This window comes from Paenibacillus suaedae (assembly GCF_032337355.1).
GTDB classification, from domain to species: Bacteria; Bacillota; Bacilli; order Paenibacillales; family Paenibacillaceae; genus Paenibacillus_B; species Paenibacillus_B suaedae.
The window spans coordinates 565525-585005 of the sequence record NZ_JAVYAA010000002.1 but is presented as its reverse complement, the minus strand read 5'-3'; the positions used below and the strand labels follow the sequence as shown (position 1 = coordinate 585005).

Below are 19481 nucleotides of genomic sequence, written 5' to 3'. Positions count from 1 at the left end.
ATCTTAATTCCGTGTTAAGCGATAGAAATTGTCCAATTATATCCCGTACGGCAAAATGACTCATGGAGAGGGGCAGTATGATGACAGTTCATTCAATCAAGACAAGCACAGCAGGTTACCCTCGGATCGGATACGACCGGGAATGGAAGAAGGCATTGGAGCAATATTGGGCTGGGAATAGTTCTGTTCAGCAGCTGGAAGAAGAATTGGCGCGCATCAATGATGTTCGGCTGAAGACGATGCAGGACGCTGGCATTGACCTGATTCCAGTAAATGATTACTCCTGGTATGATCATGTGCTTGATATGACGGCCACATTCGGATTGATTCCGTCACGGTTTGCATATGATGGTGGAGAAGTTAACGCAGATTTGCTGTTCGCCTTGGCTCGCGGTACACAGGATGCGGTAGCTTGCGAGATGACGAAGTGGTTTAATACGAACTATCACTACATTGTGCCGGAATGGGAAGGCAAGGCGCCGCAGCTTACGGTCAATCGCCCGCTGCAAGCCTATCGCCAAGCGAAGCAGATTCATGGCATTGAAGGTAAGCCAGTCATCATCGGGCCATATACTTATGTCCGCTTTATTAAAGGGATTAAACCGGAAGAGCGCCTGAACGTTCTTCGCCAATTCGTAGGGGTATACGGACAGTTGCTTAGCGAGTTGGAGGGTGAAGGTGTGCAGGCTGTGCAATTGGATGAACCTGCATTCGTGCTGGAAATGCCAAGTGAGCATTGGGCTGCTGTGAAGGAAGTCTATGCCGAATTGCGCAAGGCAGCACCAAGCTTATCGTTCTGGGTTCAGACCTACTTCGATGCGGTGTCCGACTACGAAGCGTTCGTATCGCTTCCGGTGGATACGCTCGGATTAGACTTTGTTCATGATAAAGGGAGAAATGAAGCAGCGCTTCGTCAATTCGGATTCCCTGCGCAGAAGCAGCTTGCTGTCGGCATTATTGATGGCCGCAATATTTGGCGTACGGACTTGGCGGCTGCTGCAGTATGGCTGGAGTCTGTGGAAGAGATTGTACCGAAGGAACGCTGGATTATTCAGCCATCATGCAGCCTGCTTCATGTACCACTCACGGCGGAGCGGGAAACTGAGCTGCCAGCACCAGTGCGCGAGGCATTGGCATTCGCGGATGAGAAACTGGATGAGACTGCTCTGCTTGCGCGCCATTTCTCAAGCCCGAGTGAAGAGACACGTGCAGCGTTAGCAGAGAGCGGTGCTCGTGTTCAAGCATGGCGGACGGAGCCGTCAAGACAGCGTCCGCAAGTCGTTCAAGCGTTGGAAGAACTGCTTCGTACGGAGAAGGAAAAAGGAATTGAACGTCTTCCATTCGAGGAACGCAAGGAGCTTCAGCGCAAGCGCTGGCCATCGCTTCCGCTGCTGCCGACCACAACGATTGGCAGTATGCCGCAATCGGCGGATATCCGGCGCGCGCGCCTTCGCTTCCGCAAGGGAGAATGGGATGCGAAGACGTATGAAACCTATTTGGAAGAGGAAATGACACGCTGGATTCGCATTCAGGAAGAGATCGGCATTGACGTGCTGGTACATGGTGAATTCGAACGCACGGACATGGTCGAATACTTTGGCGAGAAGCTGGACGGATTCGCATTCACGAAGTTCGGCTGGGTTCAATCCTATGGCTCGCGCTGTGTAAAACCACCGGTTCTGTACGGAGATGTGGCGTTCACAGAGGCGATGACGGTGAAGGAAACGGCATTTGCACAGTCCTTGACGTCTCAGCCGGTTAAGGGGATGCTTACGGGCCCTGTAACGATCTTGAACTGGTCGTTCGTTCGTGACGACATTCCTCGCGAGCAGGCGGCATTCCAGCTGGCGTACGCGCTTCGCCAAGAGATTGCAGCACTGGAGAATGCAGGCATTGGCATGATCCAGGTCGATGAGCCCGCAGTGAAGGAAGGTATGCCGCTTAAGGCGGAGGATGCTGTCTATTATACGGATTGGGCAGTGCTTGCTTTCCGGCTTGCAACATGCGGAGCAGCGCCTGAGACGCAAGTACACACGCATATGTGCTATTGCGACTTCTCCGACATGGTCGATACGATCCGCAAGATGGATGCGGACGTGATCTCGCTCGAAACGGCACGCAGCGGCGGCGATATGATTGCTACTCTGGAGGAGCAGAGCTATGAGCTTGGCATTGGTCTGGGTGTATATGATATTCACAGTCCACGTGTGCCTGCTGTAGACGAGATTGATCGGATCATCGAGCAGGCGCTTCGTGTCCTGCCGGTTGAGACGTTCTGGATTAACCCAGACTGTGGTCTGAAGACGCGCCGCGAGCCGGAGACGGTAGCTGCACTGCGCAACATGGTAGAAGCAACGAAGCTTGCTCGCGCACGCCATGAAGCGGCAGTATCGACTGAAGCATAAGAACTGATCCTCGCTAGTTTTCATCGCGCGCACAGAGACCTTCCATATTTCTTCATTATCATAGGGAAAGGCCATCTCTTGCAGTCATCGCGACTGCCATGCAGAGATGGTCTTTTTTTATAACGTGAAACCTTCAAATTTAAAATACGTAATATATGGTAAATCGACATTTTTCTTTTCCTGCACGTGAGTGAATGAGATGAACATTGGTTATTCATATGTTAAAGGAATACCGGAGCAACCAAACATGTCGATTAATGAAAATTATGTTATAATAGAGATGTAAGCGGATACATGATTCCTGCTTCCATCTTCCTTATCATACGGAGGCAGAAAGGTGGGATCTGATATGCGTTGGTTCACACAATGGTTCAAACGGGATAAGAAAAACTCTAAGGCAGCTCTTGAAGCGGTGCATGTAACGTTAGAAGATGTCCGCAGAGCGGTGCTTCAATACGAGAAAGATATGCCAAAAGAGATTAAACGAACGACCCTGCTCCTAGGGGATCAAAGCATTGATTTGAAACGCCTGCGCCGTTATTTAGGTGGAGAATCGGATCAGAAGTTCTATATGTCCCATTACACGTACGAAATATTTGAAGAGAAAGACAAGCACATTCCGATATATCTAGATATGGTTCAGGCGGCGGTCGATGATTATTTGGATGAACATGATGATCTTCCCGTACTCACGGGAACACGCAACCGCCAAGTCCATTATGACCTGCTCATGCAGCGCCATTATTTAAAAGAGAAGCCGCCTATCTCTTTCTACTTAACGACAGAGCAATTTTTACTGACTCACGAAGAGGATTGGCATAAATCACAAGCAGCGATTCCAATTGATTTTAATTGAATTGGCACGAATAACAAGAGCTTGCCCTCATTGGCTGAGGGTGAGTTCTTTTTGTTTATTTTCCAGTTAAAATTCTGGGGTGATTAGTGGTATCCTATTACAGGGTATGTCTACATTAGATGTAGTCGAATAGCGAGGTGTGCAATCATGGATATTATCGGATGGATGGCAGAGCAGAAGATTCAAGAGGCAATGAATGAAGGTGGATTCGATGAGCTGCCAGGCAAGGGGAAGCCTCTGGTGCTCAAAGACTTGTCGCATGTTCCTGAGGAATTGAGACCAGCTTATTTGATGATGCAGAATGCGGGCCTGTTGCCGGAAGAGCTGCATGTAGGACGCGAAGTCGTTCGCTTGGAACAGCTTCTCGCTGCATGCACTCCCGAAGATGAACAGAAGATTGGTGACACACGCAGGCAGCTGAATGAACGGAAGCTGCGGCTGCAAATGATGATGGAGGAGCGGGGATGGGCTGTTGTACCTGCGTTCGCCCAGTATGAATCACAGATTGTGAACAAGGTGTCGCGTGTTACGGAGCCTCAGCGTGAGGACTAGAGTACAGGCTGGACAGCATAACATGCTGACGCATGTGAACCCGCTAACCAAGAAACGATAGATATAACCATATATCTCATCAGCGAGATGCTGATATGTTCATCGCAATGTTGGTTGAAGGAAGGAAAGGTGTACATTACGTATGACGACCTATTGGCAGCAACTTAGAAGAGAGCTCCCTCATTGGGTAGAGGAGAGCCGGACAGTATCACAAGATGGAGAGGTCGCTTCATATATACCTGGGCTTGCAAATGCTCCGAAGGATGGGCTGTGCATATCCTTGTTCGGTATTCAAGGTGAACAGGTGCATGCAGGCGATTGCAAGTTCAAATTTACAATGCAAAGCATATCCAAGGTCTTCTCACTGCTCTTGGCCTTGCTCGATAGCGGCGAGGCAGTTGTATTTAATAAGGTAGGGATGGAGCCCACTGGTGATGATTTCAACTCGATCTTGAAGCTTGAGCTCGTTGACCCTGGGAAGCCGTTCAATCCCTTTATCAATGCAGGGGCGATTACTATCGCCTCGTTAATTGAGGGGGGAACGCCTGAGGAAAAATCAATGCGCATGCTTGAATTCATTCGAGAATTGGCGGATGACCCTACCATCACGTGGAATGAGGAAGTATACCAATCCGAGAAGGATACGGCACATCGGAATCGTTCATTGGCTTATTTCTTGAAGGATAATGGTGTACTTGAAGCGGATGTAGAGGATACGCTGGAGGTGTATTTCCGCCAATGCGCAATTGAGGTAAATACCGATCATCTTGCGCGTATGGCTCTTGTATTGGCAAATGGCGGCTGCAATCCACAGACAGGACGCTGCTACATTCCGAAGCATTATGTGCAAATTGCGAATTCGTTCATGGTGACGTGCGGCATGTACAATGCCTCGGGAGAATTTGCGATTCAAGTGGGCATCCCGGCCAAGAGCGGTGTGTCTGGCGGTATTCTTGCAGTCATTCCTGGCAAGATGGGAATCGGTGTCGTTGGGCCTTCCCTGAATAAGAAAGGCAATAGTGTAGCAGGGGTACATCTGCTTGGCGCTTTGTCCGAACGATACGATTGGAGCATTTTTTAGCACGCCGCTAAGCCGCAATGAAGAACACGAAATGTGCTCCTCTTACATAGGCTGACATAGTACCTTCTTCGTACGGACTACTTAGAAACGAGGGATGTGTAAGATGTCGTCTAATGAACCAGGGATTACGTGTCGGGTAGGATCATTGCAATCCATCATACGAGTGCCTTCTGTCCGACCGGTATCGGGTAAGCGGGATCGTATTCCAGAAACCTATCCGCCTATGGATTCGAGCCTATTTGTAACCTCAGCAGCCAGTACCTATTCCCTAGCGGAGCAGGCGGTACGTGTGCTTGATCGACTGAGGAGCTCGCATTCTCTGGCGACTGCCGTTATGGACGCAGCGCAGCGGGGCAACAAGGCTGAGGTGATACGGCTTATACGCGAGATTGGGGTACAGTCGAGGTTGGATGTGAAATTTACGCCAGATGGTATCCAAATCATTTTTAATACGGATCCTGCGGCGGGACGATGCTGCGAGCTGGAAGTGAAGATGCGTTGGAATCCGAGCTAATCCTAAGCAATAGAGAAAAGCGCCACATCCATGGGATGGGCGCTTTTGTATTTCATTGTGCTCAAAAAATAAGGATCATATCTTATTGATTCGCTGGGAATGATTCATGGAACACCGTACGCTGCAATGGCAAGCGGCTTGTTGCATGTGCAGGTGCAGCTGCTTTGCCAAGTGTAATAAGCATCACCGGCACATAGCGGGACGGGATGTTGAATTCCGTAACGAACTGCTCCTTGCTAAAGCCGCCCATTGAGCAAGTGTCCCAGCCTTTAGCTTTGGCAGCAAGCATCAATTGCATGGCAGCAAGTGAACTGTTGAGGATCGCTGCTTCGGTGCCAACCTGCTCGGAAGATGCATAGGCGCGGTTAATGTTGCCTACCAGTGTATCATGCACTTGCTGCGAGATGTTGCCTGCTTGCAGCTGCTCGCCATACAATTCTGACGCCATCAGGTTCGCTTGTGTGTCGCCAAGCACGGCAATGACAGCCGAGCAGTCAACAACCTGCTGCTGATTATAGGCGATGGGCAGTAGCTTCTGCTTCGTATCTTCCTGTTGGAAGACGAGGAAGCGCCAATGCTGCAAGTTCCAAGCAGATGGTGCGGATCCGGCAAGCTCCAAGATCTCGTTCAATTCGGAAGAGGCAATTGGTGTATGTGGAACATATTTGCGAACAGAGTGGCGCGACAGCATAGCTTCGCTTGCATTCATTGATGTAGTCATCGTATTTGGTCATCCTTTCAAGGCGATTTTCGCATCTAGGGTATAATATTCTATTTCTAGCTTTTGCTAACAAATATATAGTAGCATAATTATCGTTATTGAAGCAACGATCAAGATGTTGAATGAGGAGTTCGCTTATCTCACTTATAGCGTGTACATTTGTTATCTTGTTATGAGTATATTTTTCAGAAAAAGGTTGGTTTGGTACGAAGGGGCGCAATGTACATAAGTTGCAGAACTGAAATTGATATGTATCATGATGAGTAAGGAAATATTGTCCGATGATTCAACGTTTATGAAGAAGACATGAGTATGGCGTGTACATAAGAGCAAATACAAGGTGTGGAAGGAGTCGAGAATGGAGCATCATCAGATTGAAGTTGGTCTAGCGGGCTGGGGGGATCAAGATGCGCTGTATGGGCCGGGGACAAGAGCTGCTGAGAAGTTAAGTGAATATGCACGGCATTTTTCCATCGTGGAATTGGACAGTTCTTTCTATGCTATTCCTTCTCCTGAGCGAATGCTGGGTTGGTGCGAACAGACACCTGAGCACTTCGGATTTATCGTTAAGGCGTATCAGGGGATGACAGGGCATTCTCGCGGGAAGCATCCTTATACGAGTACGAAGGAGATGTTTCACGTGTTCCGTCAATCCGTCGAGGCGCTTCAAGAAGCGGGCAAGCTTAGAACAGTGCTGTTTCAGTATCCTCCCTGGTTCCATTGCGACCGCAGAAATGTAGACATCTTACGGCGTACGCGGGAATGGATGGAGGGAGTGCCCGTTGCTCTTGAATTCAGACATCAGAGCTGGTTTGTGGAACCAGTGCGTGAGCGGACGCTTGCATTTATGCGCGAGGAAGGCTGGATTCATAGTATTTGCGATGAACCACAGGCAGGTGAAGGAAGTGTACCAACGGTACTTGTACCGACACAGGCAGAGGCTACCATGATTCGGATGCACGGCCGCAATGAATCTGGCTGGAATGCAAGCGGTCAGCCGAATTGGCGAGATGTTCGTTATTTGTACCGTTATGATGAGCAAGAGCTTACAGAGTGGAAGGGACATATCCAATCCCTCTTGATGAATACGAACCGCTGCTGGATGATCTTCAACAATAATTCGGGAGGCGATGCAGCGCACAATGGGAAGCAGTTCAAGCGTATGCTTGGACTGGAAGATCCGCCGCTCCCAGCTGAGCAGCTGACATTATTTGATTAAGAAGATAGGAACAGTTATTTTCAGAAATTGTTACTTCCTTTCAGTAAAAAAATGAGGTATACTTACCGCTACAATCATAAAGCAGCGTCTTCTCGTATAGGTGCAGGAATTGGCCTGCATGTTTCTACCCAATCACCGGAATGATTGGACTACGGGGAACCAGCGTGCCGCACATTATGTCGTGGATTTGGGTGAATACGTCCGTATTCGTAATATTGCAGCGCGGCCGTTTCTTTCAGTGATTCTGCTGGGAAACGAGGTTCACAGTCGATAGCTTGCATGTTTGTTAGGCTGACGATTCGAATCGTACAAGCACTAACCAGCATTCAGGTTTCGTACAACCCGATTCCAATCACCTTCCTGCAGCGGAGGGGATTGGAATCGGGTTGTTGTCGTATTAGAGAAGAGAGACGTTCAACTGTATACGTCGAAAGGGGAACTGGACATGAAACAGCTTCAGGATAAGATTACTCAAGAGGGATTAGTGCTCGGCAACAATGTATTGAAGGTGGACTCGTTCCTTAATCATCAGATGGATCCAGCGCTTATGCAAGCGATTGGTCAAGAATTCGTGCGTCGTTATGCAGGTGAACGTATTACGAAGGTACTTACCATTGAATCTTCCGGAATCGCCCCAGGTTTGATGACAGCACTGGAGTTGAATGTACCGCTCATCTTCGCTCGCAAGCAGAAGTCATTGACACTGCGCGAAGACATTATTGTGGAGAAGGTATACTCCTTCACGAAGCAAGAGACGAATGAGGTAACGGTGTCGAAGCGCTTCTTGTCCGCTGATGATCGTGTACTGATCATTGATGATTTCCTTGCAAATGGTGAAGCGGCTTCTGGCCTGGCTCGCATTGTGGAGCAGGTAGGAGCAAGTGTAGCTGGTTTTGGAATCGTTATTGAGAAGTCGTTCCAACCAGGTCGCCAAATGCTGCTCGATGCAGGATACCGTGTTGAATCCTTGGCTCGCATTGCTTCTCTGTCAAGTGAGGGCGTAACATTCGTGGATGAAACTGCGGAAACGACATCGGAAGCGGTGCAGCAATGAGCCGAGTCGATAACCGTATTTTTGTAAAAAATCGGCATCCGCTGCAAACCTTCTCGCTCGGCTTGCAGCATGTGCTCGCTATGTATGCCGGAGCGGTTATCGTTCCGCTCATCGTGGGCGGCAATTTAGGATTCAATCAAGAGCAAATTACGTACTTGGTTGCTATTGATTTATTTATGTGCGGGATCGCCACGCTGCTGCAAGTATTTGCGAATCGGTGGTTCGGCATCGGGATGCCTGTCGTGTTAGGCTGTGCGTTCCAAGCCGTCACGCCAATGATCGCAATCGGGAAGGATTTTGGCATTTCGTATATTTACGGAGCCATCATTGCAATGGGCATATTCGTCATCTTGTTCGGGGGCTTATTCGGCAAGTTAATTCGTCTATTTCCGCCTGTCGTAACGGGCTCTGTAGTAACGATTATCGGTGTAACGCTAATTCCTGTTGCATTCACGGATTTAGGAGGAGGCCAAGGCAATCCGGACTTCGGCAGTCCAACGAACTTGCTGCTTGGCTTCGGTGTACTCATATTTATCGTTATTATGAACAAGCTGTCCGCTGGATTTATCCGTGCGGTATCAATCTTATTAGGGCTTGTCATCGGCACAACGATCGCAGCTCTCATGGGTCAGGTTGATTTCACTCCCGTAGCGGAGGCTTCCTGGTTCCATGCAGTACAGCCATTTTATTTCGGCGTTCCGAAATTTAATATGACGGCTATCCTGACTATGATTATTGTAGCAATGGTCGGCATTGCTGAATCCACAGGCGTATTCATGGCTCTAGGAAAAATTATAGACCGTGACGTGGATTCGAAGGATCTGGCACGCGGTTATCGGGCAGAGGGTCTAGCCATAACGATTGGCGGTATTTTCAATGCTTTTCCATATACAACGTATTCGCAAAATGTCGGGCTTATCCAAATGAGCCGTGTGAAAACACGTGATGTGATCGTGGTCGCGGGCGGATTGCTGATGCTGCTTGGACTTGTACCGAAAATTGCTGCATTAACGACGTTGATTCCGAGTTCAGTGCTCGGCGGCGCCATGGTTGCCATGTTCGGTATGGTTGTGTCGAGCGGTCTGCGGATGCTCGGCTCTCAAGTAGATATGAATCGTCATGAGAATCTGCTCATTATTGCCTGCTCGGTAGGGATGGGGCTTGGTGTAACGGTAGTGCCTCAATTGTTCGCGAGCCTGCCGTCAACGGTTCGAATCTTAACGGATAACGGAATCGTAGCAGGAACTTTTACCGCGCTGGTTATGAACCTGCTCTTCAACGGTACGAAGCAGCAATCTGATGGAACGCAGAGCGAGGAAGAAACTGAACATTCTGTAGCTTCTTAGGCTCTGAACAAGCTAGTCTGACAATAACCAATAGTGACGGCCCATTGGATGAATTCCAATGGGTTTTTTGCTATGCGGTATGTGTGCTCAATCATCGCCACAAGGCTCGAGCCTTTGGTTTCATGCAGGTCATTAACAATGATATTCAATAAAGCAATTCATAAAGCTGTGTAATTAAGACATGCAATTAAGCTATTCATCACAAGCATTTTACATAAGCCACTCAAACCGTACTCGCACGAAATTGTCACATTTAAAGGGTGGTGCATACTAGACAAAATTGTGAAGAAAATTGGATAATTATGTTATTCGTGTGATTGGGGGGATCGCAATGGGTTGGTTCCGAAAGGAAAGTAAGCAGTCAGCAGAAGTTAAGCCGATCAAATCAGAAATCGCAGAGGACGCACCGCAAACGATAGCAACGGAACGAATGATGAGCAATTGGTTGGATGATGTCTTTACCCAATATGAGAAGAAGGGCGGATTGGAAGATTTGCCTGGCAAGGGCAAGCCGCTAGAGGTACGAGGCGGAGATCCGTTGAATGGGGTGCTGCACAACGCGAATGTTGTCCCTTCCTGGCTTGCGCTTCAGCATGAGATTAGAGATGAACTGCAGCGTATTATGAAGCTGAGGAAGGATCAGCCCCAAGCCGACGTATCGGCTGCGATGTTCGATGTGAATCAGAAAATCGTGAAATATAACGCGAGCGTGCCATCTACATTATTCCAGAAATCCAAGGTTACATTAGATACGATAGAGGATCAATTGGCGAAATGGATGTAACAATAGTCCAGAAGCTGACATAAGAAGCAGATGCCCGCAGGATCGGTTAGCGCCGATTGTGCGGGCATCTTTATTGTTCAAGGAGCGAGTGGATTCGTCTCCTGCATCTTCAATTCCAGGGCAGCTGTTGAAACCTTTATGCGGAATAGGATTTATTCGGGAAGAAGAGCGCTAATGTTCCTGGGCCTGAATGAGCGCCAACTGCGCAGCCAATGGAACTAATCAGGAAGTTCGTCATCCCGAAGCGTTCAGTAATCATCGACTTCAACTGCTCCATCGCTTCTGCGTCATCACCATGGGCGATGCCGATGACCTGCTGCTTATCTTCGAGATTCGCTCGCTCCTCCATCAGCTCGACAAGGCGCTGAATGGATTTCTTTCTGCCTCTTACTTTATCGACGGGAATGAGTTTTCCATCCTCAACATGAAGCACGGGCTTAATATTGAGCAGTCCGCCAATGATGGCTGATGACTTGCTGACACGTCCGCCGCGATACAAATATTGCAGGTCATCGACCGTGAACACATGCTCCATTTGCCGGGCAAGCGATTGTGTGCGTGTAATAATCTCTTCCCTAGGCAATCCCTCACGCGCCCAGAGCGCAGCCTGTCTAACAACAAGGCCAAACCCGAGTGAAGCGCATTTGGAATCGATAATACTGCAAGTGAAGGACGGGAAGTCATCTTGTACCATATCATGCATAATGCGGGAAGAGGCATACGTTCCTGACAGTTCCGACGAGAACGCAATATAGATAGCTTCCTCGTTCGCTTCGGCAATCGATTGGAAGGTTGTCTGCAGTACCTCCATCGAGAGTTGAGAAGTCTTATATACATTGCCTTCGCGCATGCCATCGAGCATGGCTTTCGGCGTAATAGTTACTCCGTCCTCATATTGTTCATTGTCTATAGTAACGATTAGCGGCATGACCGTAATCCCCAACTCGTCAATGACGGATTGAGGGAGGTCAACAGCGCTGTCGGTAAGAATGCGAATTGCCATAATCATTCTCCTTTTCTTCTTTCATGTTCATACCGAAGTACTTATCTCCATCATACCATGAGTTGAAGGGAAAGCGGTGAAGGAATGTGTTTATCAAGTGTTGTGATTTAGTGGAATTTAATGGAAATTATGAAGCTAAATCATACAGTCATATTTCCCCTCCTTCATACATAAGGGTAGGAGAACGAATGAATTGACAGGAAATGAGGGGATAGAATGGCGAAGAACAAACGCGGTAAATCATTATGGAATCTGCCTTCACGTGGCCGAGGTACATGTCCGGTCTGCGCCAGCACTCGCATTAAGCTGCTGTATAATCGGACAAGAGGGAATGGCGTACAGATTAAGGTATGCAAGAAATGCTTTCAAGCACCGCAGGAACGAATTGATGCTTCATAATGGCAAGTCCAGATCCGATAGTAAAATGCCATTGATTAAGAATAAATATTCTTCATTTAGCTTCGCTTCTTAGGGATCACCGTTCTTATCGATGTGGCTACAATAGGTTGCCGCCCAGCGGGGGAGTGATTGACTGCCTGCGCTAGGGCGGCTTCTTCATGTGAGGCATGCCTTCACTTCCATGCTCTACTTCCTGTACAATAGACAGTAATGGAGCAAAGCGCGAGGAGGAGAAGATATGATATTAACTATCCAGGAACGGGATGAGATGTTATCGCAGCTCAATGACAACCAACGTGAGTTCCTGAATCACTATCTCGTTCGCTCTCGCCGCACGGCGTTCGCCAATGCGATGGCGAAGGAGAAGGGGCATCATGTTCCAGATCATGCGGCACCAGAGGACATCGAGGCGCTGTTAGATGATTGGATTTATACGGGGTATAAAGATGCGGGGACGATAAATCCAGAGCTGCGATGCGAATGCGGCCGTTCTCTTCGATATCAGCATGAGGTGAAAAACAGGAAAACAGGCGAGATCAAAAAATTCGGCATTGAGCACTTGAAGGAGCACTTAGGGATTGATGCTGAAATCGTGGCGACAATTAAGAAGGGATTCGAGGCTATTGATTATGAGCTTGATGAAATCTTATTAAAAATAGCCAACGATTGGCGACCTGCTCCAGATGCCTATTCTGTGGCAGATTTGCCTGAACAGCTACAACGGCAAATGTCGCTTGGACTGCCCTTGTTGGACAAGCAGATCAATATGCTGCGACGCAAGCCGGTGGTGAGGAATGCATCACCTTCGCCTAAGATAAGCGAATCGAGCGCTGCACCTGCTCCTGAACCTGAACCTGCTCCTGCACCAATTCTAGAGGAGTTCGACTTATGGTCATGGACGGAGCCCGAGCCTGCTGCTGCGGTTCAAGAAGGTAGTAATGCTGAGAATGGGCTTACTGCTGCTGAACAGGCGGCCGTGAAGCAATATGTGGAGAACGGTGTTGGCAGTGCGAGAGTAATCAGTGAATTGTTAATACGTGATCATGGTACGCCAGATCGCCGGTATATAACAGGCAAGCCCCAAATCTATCCGGATGTGTGCCAATTTATTGAGCAATCTTATCTAGACATTTCGGTCGAATTGAATGGAACTGAGGATCGCAAGTATACAATGCGGTAATCGAAGCTGGACGGATAGTAGTAGAATGAGTCTCGGATTTGATGTGAATCTCAACTGGTTATGACGTAAATACTCGGATGGTGGCATAGTAAGGAATATTTTTTCTGAAAATATGCATGTGATAGGTTGATTTTTCCTAATTGTTCTGGATATAATGTGTAAAATGAAAATCGACGCAACAACGATGAACGGGAGAGTACTCTGCACAATCCGTGCTGCAGCGAATCGGGATGGTGGAAGCCGATACGGAATGGAGAGGAAGCGGACCCGGGAGTTGGTTCTGTGAACTGCCTCATATGAGGCCGTAGGAGAGCCCGGCGACAGCCGTTATTTATCGAGTGGACTCTTTTCGGAGCAGCAAGTTTCCGGGTAGGGTCAAGTAGAGTGGTACCACGGGGATTCAAGCCTCCGTCTCTTTGTAGACGGGGGCTTTTTGACGTGTTGCGAACCGTAACCAACAACAGGAGGAGAACGAACTTATGCTAAAAGAAATTGCCGCGCAAGTACTAGAACCTATTATGAACATGAACGGGGCAGACATCGAACGTGCCTTGGAAGTACCTCCGCAGAGCGAGCTCGGCGACTTGGCGTTCCCTTGCTTTCCATTGGCGAAGCAGTGGAGACGTTCTCCACAGCAGATTGCGGTGGAGCTTGCAGAACGCATCAATCAAGAGAGCGATAACATTCGGATACGAGCGGAAGCCTCTGGCGGATATGTGAATGTATGTTTTGATCAAGATTACTATGGCGAGGCTTGTCTTGCTCGCATGCAGGAGCCGTTGTTCGGCAAGTTGTCGATCGGAGAGGGGCAGCGTGTCGTTATTGATATGTCGTCCCCGAATATTGCGAAGCCGTTCAGTGTCGGTCATCTGCGTTCTACGATGATTGGAAATGCGCTCGCTCACCTGTACGAAGCCGCAGGATACGAAGTGTTGAAGGTGAATCACCTTGGGGATTGGGGGACCCAATTCGGCAAGTTGATTACGGCCTATAAGCTGTGGGGGGATGATGTCACGCTGCGCCAAGATCCAATCCGTGAAAGCCTGAAGCTGTATGTAAGATTCCACGAGGAGGCGGTTCAGCGGCCGGAGCTGGAAGACGAGGCGCGCGAATGGTTCCGCAAACTTGAAGCGGGCGATGCAGAGACCGTACAGCTGTGGACGTATTTCGTTAACGCAAGTATGGTCGAATTCAACCGCATGTACGAACGACTCGGCGTTCACTTTGACCACGTTCTTGGCGAGAGCTTCTACAATGACAAGATGGATGCGGTTGTCGCTCATTTGCAGCAGCTTCAATTGCTCGAAGAAAGTGATGGGGCGATGGTCGTTCGTTTGGATGATGAGGGTATGCCGCCATGCTTGATTTTGAAATCAAACGGCACAACGATTTACCCGACACGTGATTTGGCAACGGCGATCTATCGTAAGGAAGTCATGAAGGCTGACAAGCTGATTTATGTAGTTGGCGCGGAGCAGCAGCTGCACTTTCAGCAGGTATTCGCCGTGCTTGGCAAGATGGGATATGAGTGGGCACAGGAATGTACTCATGTTCCGTTCGGCTTAATGACATTTGAAGGGAAGAAGATGTCTACGCGCAAGGGCAAGGTTATCTTCCTTGATGAGGTATTGAATGAGGCAGAGAATCGCGCGCTGCAAATTATCGAAGACAAGAATCCATCTCTGCAAGAGAAAGGCAAGGTGGCATCGAAGGTTGGGATTGGTGCGATCATCTTCGGTGACCTGAAGAGCAGCCGTATGCTGTCTGTTGACTTCAACCTGGAGGATGCGCTGCGCTATGAAGGCGAAACCGGCCCTTATGTACAGTTCACACTCGTTAGAGCGAAGAGCTTGCTCGTCAAAGGGGGATGGACGTCATACTCTGATTGTCCAGCGGATACCGCGGTGCTTGGCAAGGATGCAGCGGAGTGCGAAGGTGAGCTGCTGGGCAAGAAATCAATTGCAACAGGAGGAGTAAGTCAAGAAGCATGGATCTGCTTGAAGTCTCTCAGCAAGTATGAGCGTGCTCTTCAGATGGCGGTGGCCAGCAATGAGCCGTCCATCTTCGCTAGGTATTTGCTTGATGCAGCCAAGCAGTTCAACCGTTATTACCATCAGGAGCAGATTCTCGTGGAGAATGAGATCGAGCGCCGCCATAAATTGCGTATCGTCGCAGCGGTAGCACATGTGCTTGAAGCGGGGTTGAACCTGCTTGGCATTAAAGCGCCGGAACATATGTAGGGCGTTATATCGATGTGAGTTGTGAAAAAGAGAATCGCATCATCTGTATCACTTCATTGATTATGCGTATGTAAAGCATGAATTTCGTAGGGGTGGTGGGTTGGTTTGTACTCGCAATCTGAACCTGTCTATCTGTAGACGACAGAAGAGCCGCGGAGATAGCGTCTCCCGGCTCACGCACAGGTCCACATACAGGGGTCATGTACAGGTCACGTACAGATCATTTACAGGTCACTTACAGATTAGGCTTGATGCTACTGTCATTATCGCAATTTTGCCAAATTCCGGAGTGATAAGCGGGAGGTTCATCTGTTCAATGGCTGCTTTTGTATCCTATATAGCGTTCAGTCCCTTTTTATCGGAGAATGGGATCAGGTTTTGCTTCGCATTTTTGGATGTCATTAGGATAAACATTTGAAATTTCTGTTCGTCATTTCTAGGAAGAGATGCTTTATTCATTTCACGGTATGCCTTGTGAAGCTCTGATAGAGAAGATGTATCGTATTTAAAATATATAAAAGGATATTTAACTATCGAACTCGTGATTGACAAAGGAGAAGAGATGTGAAAAGATGTACCTAACGAATATTAGTTAGGGGGAGATGTGTCATCGTATTATATGTGTGGAATGTTGCATGCATTGCCTAACGAATATTAGTTAGTCTGAAGGAGATGAGTAGAATGACAGCTAACCGAATTATTGAGGTCGCGTTGAATCATTTTGCAGAACATGGCTATGAAGGGGCTTCCCTTGCGAATATCGCGGAACAGGTAGGCATCAAGACGCCATCTATTTACGCTCATTTCAAAAATAAAGATGATCTGTTCGTTAGCGTAATCCGCCGTGCAGTACAAGAGGAAATGGGACACTTGCAGCGGTACATTCAGACTCACCGTGAGCATCCGATTAAGGATGTGCTGTACGGATTGATTCAACAGTATGAGGCACGCTATGAAACGAGCAATCAATTGAAATTCTTGCTGCGGGTGATGTTCTTTCCGCCTGTTATCATGCAGGAGCGGGTTATGGAACTGGTCAACGCCCATCTGGATCAGATGGAACGGGAACTTATGGCCGTGTTCAAGTTAGGTGTGGAGCGAGCGGAGATTGATCAGCTGGATATGGAGATGATGACTGCTTCTTATATGTGTCTTGTTGATGGCATTCTCGTTGAAATGCTGCTTGGCGGCCCGGACAGATTCCGACGCCGCTTCGATGCTTCATGGCGCATATATTGGCGCAGCCTGACACGAGACTAGTTCGTGAAGTGGTATGAACAATGAATCTCTTGATTGAGAAGAGATATAGGAAATTTAAGAGTGGAGTAAGCCGCATCTGGGGGATGCAGTCATGGAATCGTGCTCGTTATAGAGATAGCAAGGAAGGGAGAGAGCAACAAATGAATAAGCATTGGATCTACGTATTTATCGCCGCCTTCTTTGAGGTCTTCTGGGTGATCGGATTGAAGCACGCGAACAATGTATGGGAATGGGGAGGTACGGCCATTTCAATTATTGTCAGCTTCTATGTGATGATTATGGCAGGCAAGAAGCTCCCTGTAGGGACGGTATATGCCGTATTCGTTGGACTTGGAACTGCTGGAACTGTATTCACAGAAATGGCTTTCTTTGGAGAACCGTTCAAGATGATCAAGGTGCTGCTTATCCTTGTGATGCTAGCAGGTGTGATGGGATTAAAGCTGGTGACGAATGAGAACGAAGCGAAGGGAGCTGAATCCTAATGGCTTGGATAAGTCTCATTGCAGCAGGATTATGTGAAATGCTTGGCGTGGCGATGATTAGTAAGCTGAACAAGGATCGCAACTGGCAATCCTTCGTCTTTATGTCGACAGCATTCAGCGCTAGCTTCATTTGTCTGTCTATTGCGATGAAGTCGCTCCCGATGGGGACGGCGTATGCGATATGGACGGGAATTGGCGCATCTGGGGGTGCCATCCTCGGGATGCTCTTCTACGGGGAGTCCCGCGATTGGAAGAGAATCTTATTCATCTCCATGGTACTCGGAGCAGCAATTGGGCTGAAGCTAGTTTCTTAATGTTGAAGCTGACAGGGCATCGTCGGGGCATTTGTGCAATTGGAATAGTCAGATCGTGATCCGTCACAAATGAGGAACAACTCCATACCTTAATTAATCTTGTAAAGCGCCTCTCGCTATCAGCATGGGAGGCGTTTTTGTGACGTTGATTAGAAAATGAAGGAAACCCTGCCATAGATATCGAAGTCAGTAACGACGTAGTACTCACTAGTAGAGTTCATCTTCAGAGCAGCAAGCTGTGAAGAACATGGGAAGGGGATAAGACCGTTATGGAGTTGGCAGCTTGGGTGGATCAATTGTTAGAGAAGCAGGGATATAACGGATCGATCTTGCTGGCGTCACAGGGTGAGATTGTCATAAGTAAAGGGTACGGCCTAGCGAACGTGGAAGAGAGGCAGCCCATTAATAAGGATACAGTATTCAAAATTGCATCAATTGCCAAGCAATTTACGGCAACAGCCATTATGAAGCTGCAGGAGCAAGGGCTGCTTCGTGTAGAAGATAAGCTTGCGAAGTATGTACCTGAGTGTACAAGGCTTGCAGATGTTACGCTCCATGAGCTGCTCACTCACTCCTCTGGATTGGACGAAGATGCGTTAATTGATTGGAATGTACATGAGGATCTAAGGCCATTGCATATGCTGGCGCTCGATACCGTCACGCCATCCGGTGAAAAAGGGGCGTATCGTTATAGCAACTTCGGTTATGCGCTGCTTGGACTGATTGTAGAGAGACTGTCGGATCAACCGTATGAAGCGTATATCGAGAAGGAATTCTTCGAGCCATTCGGTATGACAAGAACAGGTGGACGTATGGATATACTTCGCAGTGAGCCGAACATGGGGATCGGCTATAGAGGGGGAGAACTCGCTTGGAAGGAAGATATACCAAGCCATAACAGTGCAGGAAGCATTGTCTTCTCCACTACCGAAGACCTGTTCCGCTGGGATCGTGCCCTTCGCTCAGGCCAAGTGGCGAATGCGGAGTCAATCGATTCGATCTTCACGCCGCAAGCTCGAATTGATGAGGAACGCAGTTATGGCTACGGATGGGTCGTATATCCGGATCGACCGCATATCTCGTATCATAATGGGGGATTATCGGGCTACAGCTGTACGATGATTCGGGATGCGAAGTCGGATTCGGTGCTTATTGCCTTGAGTAATTTAGCGGATATCGGCATGCAGCCTATTGATGTACTGAAGCAGGGCTTGCAGGAGCATTTCCCAGCGTTCATGCAGCTGTAGCAGTAGCAGTAGCCTAGCTGCTAAAGGAGCGTACAGGTTATTCGGAACGGATTGTGTCAATTTGCAATTGCTTTACAACGGAATCAGTGCGTATTCAAGATTTGGCTGGGTAACGGAAGGAGTGCATCGCGCATGGCGATCCAAATATGCAGCAACTGTGGGTATTCGAACGAAAAGTCCGCATCAGTATGCATCGTCTGCAGTCACTCCCTGAAGGACGCCTCCTTACAGGGAACGCCAGAGGAAGATAAGCAATACAACGGCATCTTGGCTGTGAAGCAAGTGGAGCTTACATGCTCTGAGTGTAATGGAAATGTAGAGCAAGGCTCCACGGAGTGTAAAAATTGTGGTTCCATGATTTCGAATCAGATTGCCAGTGAGAAGTCAGATGATCAACCTAGCGAAGAGCAAGCGTCAGAGCGCAATATAGGCTGCACTTCACTCTTGATCGTACTCATAGCCACCGCTATTTATCCAATTGTCGGAATCTTAGTGGGAGGCGTATATGCCTTCAACAACGACAAAGAGAAGCGGGGAGTCGGTATCGCGTTATTGGTACTGGGTTTATTGTTGAAGTTGGGCTACTGGGTGATGCGGTAATCGGGTATCAGTGGATGAGATACTTGACACCGAGTAACAGAACATGTAATTTATTTAGAAAATATAACCGCGAAAAGCGACGACCAAAGACATGAGAGTGAACGAGATGCACGTACAGAGAGGAGTCAACTTGGTGCAATGATTCCCTTGCAGCTTCATTCTTCCTACTTTGCAGCTGCAGATTCGATCTGCCGGGCGCAAGCCCGTTATGGAACATGTGAGAG

Annotated in this window: 19 protein-coding genes, 1 riboswitch and 1 other annotated feature; of the genes, 17 read left to right on the top strand and 2 right to left on the bottom strand. The window is 48.3% G+C overall.

The window, feature by feature from the left end:
* The first annotated feature begins 80 nt into the window (after positions 1 to 80).
* The 5 genes from metE to RQP50_RS10355 all read left to right on the top strand — a co-directional run bounded on the left by metE (position 81) and on the right by RQP50_RS10355 (position 5408).
* Positions 81 to 2405 (top strand): 5-methyltetrahydropteroyltriglutamate--homocysteine S-methyltransferase, encoded by a 2325-nt coding sequence (gene metE / locus RQP50_RS10375; RefSeq protein WP_315745748.1) that lies wholly within the window; start codon positions 81 to 83, stop codon positions 2403 to 2405.
* A 349-nt stretch (positions 2406 to 2754) separates the two neighbouring features.
* Complete coding sequence (locus tag RQP50_RS10370; protein WP_315745344.1) at positions 2755 to 3261, top strand: DUF3939 domain-containing protein; 507 nt, start codon at positions 2755 to 2757, stop codon at positions 3259 to 3261.
* A gap of 147 nt (positions 3262 to 3408) precedes the next feature.
* A complete protein-coding gene (locus RQP50_RS10365; protein ID WP_021256449.1) occupies positions 3409 to 3813 on the top strand; it encodes a DnaJ family domain-containing protein in 405 nt (134 codons plus the stop codon).
* Positions 3814 to 3955: 142 nt separating this feature from the next.
* Positions 3956 to 4894, top strand: coding sequence for a glutaminase A (glsA, locus tag RQP50_RS10360; protein WP_072728720.1), 939 nt, complete (start codon positions 3956 to 3958; stop codon positions 4892 to 4894).
* A gap of 103 nt (positions 4895 to 4997) precedes the next feature.
* Complete coding sequence (locus tag RQP50_RS10355) at positions 4998 to 5408, top strand: hypothetical protein (protein WP_315745341.1); 411 nt, start codon at positions 4998 to 5000, stop codon at positions 5406 to 5408.
* Between the two features lie 82 nt (positions 5409 to 5490).
* On the opposite strand, the gene RQP50_RS10350 is transcribed toward RQP50_RS10355, so the two are convergent.
* The gene (locus tag RQP50_RS10350) at positions 5491 to 6129 is read right to left on the bottom strand and encodes a nitroreductase family protein (protein ID WP_072728719.1); all 639 of its coding nucleotides are present in this window, start codon (positions 6127 to 6129) and stop codon (positions 5491 to 5493) included.
* 358 nt (positions 6130 to 6487) lie between these two features.
* On the opposite strand from RQP50_RS10350, the gene RQP50_RS10345 reads away from it, so the two are divergent.
* From RQP50_RS10345 to RQP50_RS10330, 4 genes are all read left to right on the top strand, one after another.
* A complete protein-coding gene (locus tag RQP50_RS10345) occupies positions 6488 to 7348 on the top strand; it encodes a DUF72 domain-containing protein (RefSeq protein ID WP_315745339.1) in 861 nt (286 codons plus the stop codon).
* 72 nt (positions 7349 to 7420) lie between these two features.
* A riboswitch (purine riboswitch) is annotated at positions 7421 to 7520 on the top strand.
* Positions 7521 to 7793: 273 nt separating this feature from the next.
* Positions 7794 to 8402, top strand: a complete 609-nt coding sequence (locus tag RQP50_RS10340) for a xanthine phosphoribosyltransferase (RefSeq protein ID WP_315745337.1) — start codon at positions 7794 to 7796, stop codon at positions 8400 to 8402.
* Positions 8399 to 9748 (top strand): nucleobase:cation symporter-2 family protein, encoded by a 1350-nt coding sequence (locus RQP50_RS10335; protein WP_072728716.1) that lies wholly within the window; start codon positions 8399 to 8401, stop codon positions 9746 to 9748. The genes RQP50_RS10340 and RQP50_RS10335 overlap by 4 nt, the downstream gene beginning before the upstream one ends.
* 331 nt (positions 9749 to 10079) lie before the next feature.
* Complete coding sequence (locus RQP50_RS10330) at positions 10080 to 10532, top strand: DnaJ family domain-containing protein (protein WP_315745335.1); 453 nt, start codon at positions 10080 to 10082, stop codon at positions 10530 to 10532.
* A 136-nt stretch (positions 10533 to 10668) separates the two neighbouring features.
* Here RQP50_RS10330 and RQP50_RS10325 read toward each other — a convergent pair whose 3' ends face one another.
* Positions 10669 to 11535, bottom strand: coding sequence for a DegV family protein (locus RQP50_RS10325; RefSeq protein ID WP_142543661.1), 867 nt, complete (start codon positions 11533 to 11535; stop codon positions 10669 to 10671).
* 216 nt (positions 11536 to 11751) lie between these two features.
* Here RQP50_RS10325 and RQP50_RS10320 point away from each other — a divergent pair, with 216 nt between their 5' ends.
* From RQP50_RS10320 to RQP50_RS10285, 8 genes are all read left to right on the top strand, one after another.
* Entirely contained in the window at positions 11752 to 11934 is a 183-nt protein-coding gene (locus RQP50_RS10320; RefSeq protein ID WP_021256440.1) for a hypothetical protein, read from the top strand.
* Positions 11935 to 12172: 238 nt separating this feature from the next.
* Positions 12173 to 13114, top strand: a complete 942-nt coding sequence (locus tag RQP50_RS10315; protein WP_315745331.1) for a DUF3895 domain-containing protein — start codon at positions 12173 to 12175, stop codon at positions 13112 to 13114.
* Positions 13115 to 13289: 175 nt separating this feature from the next.
* Positions 13290 to 13533, top strand: a binding site (T-box leader).
* A 60-nt stretch (positions 13534 to 13593) separates the two neighbouring features.
* Positions 13594 to 15354, top strand: coding sequence for an arginine--tRNA ligase (gene argS, locus RQP50_RS10310; RefSeq protein WP_315745329.1), 1761 nt, complete (start codon positions 13594 to 13596; stop codon positions 15352 to 15354).
* Between the two features lie 681 nt (positions 15355 to 16035).
* Complete coding sequence (locus RQP50_RS10305; protein WP_021254939.1) at positions 16036 to 16614, top strand: TetR/AcrR family transcriptional regulator; 579 nt, start codon at positions 16036 to 16038, stop codon at positions 16612 to 16614.
* 140 nt (positions 16615 to 16754) lie between these two features.
* A complete protein-coding gene (locus tag RQP50_RS10300) occupies positions 16755 to 17096 on the top strand; it encodes a DMT family transporter (protein WP_315745326.1) in 342 nt (113 codons plus the stop codon).
* Positions 17096 to 17410 (top strand): DMT family transporter, encoded by a 315-nt coding sequence (locus RQP50_RS10295; RefSeq protein WP_021257753.1) that lies wholly within the window; start codon positions 17096 to 17098, stop codon positions 17408 to 17410. The genes RQP50_RS10300 and RQP50_RS10295 overlap by 1 nt, the downstream gene beginning before the upstream one ends.
* 269 nt (positions 17411 to 17679) lie before the next feature.
* Positions 17680 to 18657: a serine hydrolase domain-containing protein gene (locus tag RQP50_RS10290; RefSeq protein WP_315745323.1), complete on the top strand. Its 978-nt coding sequence runs from the start codon at positions 17680 to 17682 to the stop codon at positions 18655 to 18657.
* Positions 18658 to 18789: 132 nt separating this feature from the next.
* Positions 18790 to 19257, top strand: coding sequence for a zinc ribbon domain-containing protein (locus RQP50_RS10285; protein ID WP_072728707.1), 468 nt, complete (start codon positions 18790 to 18792; stop codon positions 19255 to 19257).
* The last annotated feature ends 224 nt before the right edge of the window (positions 19258 to 19481 follow it).

Excerpts from the sequence above, each read along its gene's own strand:
- RQP50_RS10320 (WP_021256440.1), top strand. The coding sequence starts at position 11,752 with ATGGCGAAGAACAAACGCGGTAAATCATTATGGAATCTGCCTTCACGT.
- RQP50_RS10300 (WP_315745326.1), top strand. The coding sequence starts at position 16,755 with ATGAATAAGCATTGGATCTACGTATTTATCGCCGCCTTCTTTGAGGTC.
- RQP50_RS10330 (WP_315745335.1), top strand. The coding sequence starts at position 10,080 with ATGGGTTGGTTCCGAAAGGAAAGTAAGCAGTCAGCAGAAGTTAAGCCG.
- argS (WP_315745329.1), top strand. The coding sequence starts at position 13,594 with ATGCTAAAAGAAATTGCCGCGCAAGTACTAGAACCTATTATGAACATG.
- RQP50_RS10325 (WP_142543661.1), bottom strand. The coding sequence starts at position 11,535 with ATGGCAATTCGCATTCTTACCGACAGCGCTGTTGACCTCCCTCAATCC.
- RQP50_RS10340 (WP_315745337.1), top strand. The coding sequence starts at position 7,794 with ATGAAACAGCTTCAGGATAAGATTACTCAAGAGGGATTAGTGCTCGGC.
- glsA (WP_072728720.1), top strand. The coding sequence starts at position 3,956 with ATGACGACCTATTGGCAGCAACTTAGAAGAGAGCTCCCTCATTGGGTA.
- RQP50_RS10290 (WP_315745323.1), top strand. The coding sequence starts at position 17,680 with ATGGAGTTGGCAGCTTGGGTGGATCAATTGTTAGAGAAGCAGGGATAT.
- RQP50_RS10305 (WP_021254939.1), top strand. The coding sequence starts at position 16,036 with ATGACAGCTAACCGAATTATTGAGGTCGCGTTGAATCATTTTGCAGAA.
- RQP50_RS10355 (WP_315745341.1), top strand. The coding sequence starts at position 4,998 with ATGTCGTCTAATGAACCAGGGATTACGTGTCGGGTAGGATCATTGCAA.
- RQP50_RS10370 (WP_315745344.1), top strand. The coding sequence starts at position 2,755 with ATGCGTTGGTTCACACAATGGTTCAAACGGGATAAGAAAAACTCTAAG.
- RQP50_RS10350 (WP_072728719.1), bottom strand. The coding sequence starts at position 6,129 with ATGACTACATCAATGAATGCAAGCGAAGCTATGCTGTCGCGCCACTCT.
- RQP50_RS10335 (WP_072728716.1), top strand. The coding sequence starts at position 8,399 with ATGAGCCGAGTCGATAACCGTATTTTTGTAAAAAATCGGCATCCGCTG.
- metE (WP_315745748.1), top strand. The coding sequence starts at position 81 with ATGACAGTTCATTCAATCAAGACAAGCACAGCAGGTTACCCTCGGATC.
- RQP50_RS10295 (WP_021257753.1), top strand. The coding sequence starts at position 17,096 with ATGGCTTGGATAAGTCTCATTGCAGCAGGATTATGTGAAATGCTTGGC.
- RQP50_RS10345 (WP_315745339.1), top strand. The coding sequence starts at position 6,488 with ATGGAGCATCATCAGATTGAAGTTGGTCTAGCGGGCTGGGGGGATCAA.
- RQP50_RS10315 (WP_315745331.1), top strand. The coding sequence starts at position 12,173 with ATGATATTAACTATCCAGGAACGGGATGAGATGTTATCGCAGCTCAAT.
- RQP50_RS10285 (WP_072728707.1), top strand. The coding sequence starts at position 18,790 with ATGGCGATCCAAATATGCAGCAACTGTGGGTATTCGAACGAAAAGTCC.
- RQP50_RS10365 (WP_021256449.1), top strand. The coding sequence starts at position 3,409 with ATGGATATTATCGGATGGATGGCAGAGCAGAAGATTCAAGAGGCAATG.